Below are 2799 nucleotides of genomic sequence, written 5' to 3'. Positions count from 1 at the left end.
ATTTTACTTGAAAAAACTAAAAAAATATGATATCATAAACATATGACTAAAATAATAAACAAAAGTTTAGGTGATATTATGACAAATAGAGAAAAGGAAATATTAGAACTCGTAAAATCAAATCCATTTATAACTCAGGAAGAAATAGCCAGAATACTCAATATTGCCAGATCTTCAGTTGCAGTACATATAACAAATTTAATAAAAAAGGGACATATTTTGGGAAGAGGATATATTATCAATGAAAAAGATTATGTTGTAGCAATTGGTGGTGCAAATATAGATATAAATGGATTTCCGAAAGGAATTTTAAAAATGAATGATTCTAATCCTGGAAAATTAAATATATCTTTGGGTGGAGTTGGAAGGAATATTGCAGAAAATATTGCAAGAATGGATATAAATGTAAAAATGATAACATCACTTGGAAAAGATATATATGGGGAAAAGATTTTGGAACATTCGAAAAATATAGGAATAGATATGAAAGATTCTATTGTCTTAAACGATTATAATACTTCAACATATTTGGCTATTATTGATGAAAATGGTGATATGGCAGTTGCTTTGTCTGATATGGATGTTTGTGAGAGAATAGATGTTGGTTTTATAAAATCTAAAAAGAAAATAATAGAAAAAGCAAAGTTGTGCGTAATTGACACGAATATTCCAGAAGAAAGCATAAAATATTTAGTTAATAATTTTAATGTTGCTTTTTTTCTGGATACTGTTTCGACTTCAAAAGCAAAAAAGATTAAGGATATCGTTGGAAAATTCCATACAATTAAACCAAATAGGTTGGAAGCAGAAGTTTTAACTGGTGTCGAGATAAGAAACGATAATGATGCGAAGACAGCATGTAAAATTCTTTTAGAAAAAGGAGTAAAAAATGTTTTTCTAACTTTGGGTAAAGATGGTGTAATTTGTGCAAATAAAAAAGAATTATTTAAAATAAGTATACCAGAAATAAAGGTTATAAATGCAACAGGAGCTGGTGATGCATTTTTAGCCGGTTTGATATATAGTTATTTAAACAACTATTCTTTAAGAGAATCTGTTGTTTTTGCAATAGGCGCATCTGTCATTACATTGTCTTCAAAAGATACAATTTCAGATGAATTATCAGTAGAAAATATAAAATTAAAAATAAAGGAGTTGGGAATATGTTAGAAAAGTATCTTGTTATATCTGATGAAGTAAGAAAAGCATTGAAAGAACAGAAACCAATTGTAGCTTTAGAATCAACAATAATATCTCATGGAATGCCATATCCACAAAACGTTGAAACAGCATTGAATGTTGAAAGAATTGTAAGAGAAAATGGTGCTGTACCTGCTACAATTGCTATTATAAATGGGAAATTAAAAGCAGGATTAACTGATGACGAAATAGAATATCTCGGAAAAAAAGGCCAAGAAGTAATGAAGGTTAGTAGAAGGGATATTCCATATGTAGTTGCAAAAAAAATGGATGGAGCTACAACTGTTGCTGGTACGATGATTACTGCTTCTATGGCTGGAATAAAGATTTTTGCCACAGGAGGAATAGGTGGAGTTCACAGAAATGCTCAAGAGACATTTGATATTTCAGCAGATCTTCAAGAATTAGCAAATACAAATGTTGCAGTAGTTTGTGCTGGTGCAAAATCCATATTAGATTTAGGATTAACCTTAGAATATTTAGAAACATTTGGAGTTCCTGTTATCGGATATAAAACTGTAGAATTACCAGCGTTTTATACCAGAAAAAGCGGATTTAATGTTAATTATAGGTTGGATACCCCAAAAGAAATTGCTGAATTTTTAAAAGTAAAATGGGAGTTAAATTTAAAGGGAGGTGCTGTTATAGCTAATCCTATCCCAGAAGAATATCAAATGAATTTTGATGAAATTTCTAATGCTATAGAAACAGCTCTTGATGAAGCAAATAAATTAGGGATTAAAGGTAAAGATACAACACCTTTCTTGCTAGAAAAAGTAAAGGAAATTACAGGTGGAAAAAGTTTAGAATCAAATATTCAATTAGTTTATAATAATGCTAAATTAGCAGCTCAAATTGCACAATATTTATAAAAATAGTTAAACTACCAATATTTTTTTCTAAAAAATATGGTATAATAAAACTAGAATAAAATTTCAGGGAGGGATATAAATGGCTAAATATATTTCAGATAGGGTTGATTTAGATCTAATATTAGTAAAACCAGTTGAAGATTTAAGAGTTGAAAGAATTTCTTTAGAAGAATTAAAATATGGAATAAGAAATGGTGTTGAAAGTCATGTTAGATGCGAAGAATGTGCAAAAAAAATTAGTGAGTTATTAGGTGTTGAATTAAGTGTAAATGAAAATCCATATAAGTTAAATAAAGAAGACACATTATATGTTGTATCTGGTGAAAATTATTATAGATTAAAATATATATATTAATTCTAAAAAAGGTTTCGGATTTCCGAAACCTTTTTTAGAATCTTTCTGAAATTATTTGAATATTTTTATTAAAACATATATTATCAATCCATTTAAATTAAAATAATCTATTAGTATCTTATATTTTAAGTGTATGAAAAAAGTTTTTTAATGAACTGTTTGAATATAAATTTTTAGTTTAAAATGGAGGTATGTTATGAGAAACTTTTGTACATCAGGACCAGTTGATAAAAAGACCTGTTATTACGTAGAAAGAACGGATATAATGGAAGAAGCTCTTGATCATATAGAAAATTGGAGATATTTTACAGTATCAGCTCCAAGACAAACAGGAAAGACAACATTGTTAAAAGATATTGTTGAAAAAACAAA

3 protein-coding genes are annotated in these 2799 nt (G+C 27.9%); all 3 read left to right on the top strand.

Annotation, left to right across the window (positions count from 1 at the left end):
* Positions 1-78: 78 nt before the first annotated feature.
* The 3 genes from BUA62_RS11200 (at position 79) to BUA62_RS11190 (ending at position 2427) form a co-directional block, all read left to right on the top strand.
* Entirely contained in the window at positions 79-1170 is a 1092-nt protein-coding gene (locus BUA62_RS11200) for a PfkB family carbohydrate kinase (protein WP_072866115.1), read from the top strand.
* Positions 1164-2072 carry a pseudouridine-5'-phosphate glycosidase gene (locus BUA62_RS11195; RefSeq protein WP_072866114.1) on the top strand — a complete coding sequence of 303 codons (909 nt, stop codon included), beginning with the start codon at positions 1164-1166 and terminating at the stop codon, positions 2070-2072. Before BUA62_RS11200 ends, BUA62_RS11195 begins: the two co-directional genes overlap by 7 nt.
* Before the next feature lie 79 nt (positions 2073-2151).
* The gene (locus tag BUA62_RS11190) at positions 2152-2427 is read left to right on the top strand and encodes a hypothetical protein (RefSeq protein WP_072866113.1); all 276 of its coding nucleotides are present in this window, start codon (positions 2152-2154) and stop codon (positions 2425-2427) included.
* Positions 2428-2799: the final 372 nt, after the last annotated feature.

The organism is Marinitoga hydrogenitolerans DSM 16785 (assembly GCF_900129175.1).
Taxonomy (GTDB): Bacteria; Thermotogota; Thermotogae; order Petrotogales; family Petrotogaceae; genus Marinitoga; species Marinitoga hydrogenitolerans.
This window is presented reverse-complemented; position numbering and strand designations above follow the sequence as displayed.